At 69.7% G+C, this 1032-nt stretch carries 1 pseudogene; it reads right to left on the bottom strand.

Features of this window, described 5'->3' with window-relative positions:
- Nucleotides 1-815 (bottom strand): annotated as a pseudogene (locus tag ACIKT0_RS18925) (hypothetical protein); the annotation flags it as partial.
- Nucleotides 816-1032: the final 217 nt, after the last annotated feature.

Here is a 1032-nt window from a genome sequence, read left to right as displayed (position 1 = left end):
CGAGTCTCGTCGTCCGCTCCCGCCGGGGCGGCGTCGGACCGGTCGATGTCGAGAACGAAGCCGCCATCGTCGCGGAAGCCGCGAAGATCACGGCCTTCGGGCGCCGCCGCATAGACGGTGAGCGACCCGCGAGCGCGCGACGCCTCGAGTTCAACCTCCGGCGGAAGCTTCGCGCGCGCGGCCTCGACGTCGAACGCCATCTCGGCCGAGATCGTGACCGCTACGCGGGCGCCGACACGCTTGAACGCGACCGGCACGCTATCGGGCACCGAGAAGATCAGCCGGCGGAACGTCGGATGGGTCGCGCCCGACACAGTGAGCGGCGCGAGCGGCCGAAGCCGGCGCCGCTCCTCCTCCGCCTTGATCGCCCGGCCTTCGCGGGCCTCCTTGCCGAGCGCCGCGATGACGTCGTTCGGCAGAGGCGGCGGCATGCCCGCCCAGCTCGACGGCAGCAGGTCGACGAACAGCGTGTCGCCGGCTTCCTTGGCGTCGATTCTGGCCGTTCCGCTGAGCGCCATCCTCACGGCCGCGCCGTCCGGGTCGCGGCGCACCACGCTCACGATTGCCCCGAGCGCCCGCGATATGGGCGCCGGATCGAGGTCGACGGCCTCGTCGAAACTGACCACCAGGATGTTGCTGACGAGGCGCGTCTGGTAGCCCGGCAGCCGGTCGAAAGCGAAGGCGATGCGCGCGTAGCCCTCCGGCGCCATCACGGCGGAGACCGTGGCGTTGGCCGCCAGAGCGGGAGAACAGGCGACGCCGGAGAGCCCAAGCGCGATCCACGCGACGAGCGCTCTCACCCTGCCATTCGCCATGCCTTGGCTCCCGAACCCCGACGCGTCCTGCGTCGATCCCGCGGAGTCTTAAAGGCAAGCCGTTGGCAAGCCGTTACCGACCGGCGAGGCCTAGGTGTTTAGTCCCACGGTGTGATGGCGTATCTTTATTGCCGTCAGAGAGGGACGCGCTATGGGCCAAGTTCTTCACGGGAGCGCCAAGACGACGCACGCCGTTCGAGCGGAGCTACAGCGATCG

The sequence above is a fragment of the Hansschlegelia beijingensis genome, from assembly GCF_045505405.1.
Lineage (GTDB): Bacteria > Pseudomonadota > Alphaproteobacteria > Rhizobiales > Methylopilaceae > Methylopila > Methylopila beijingensis_A.
Note: the sequence above shows the minus strand (reverse complement) of the source record. Positions and strands in the feature narration are given on the sequence as shown.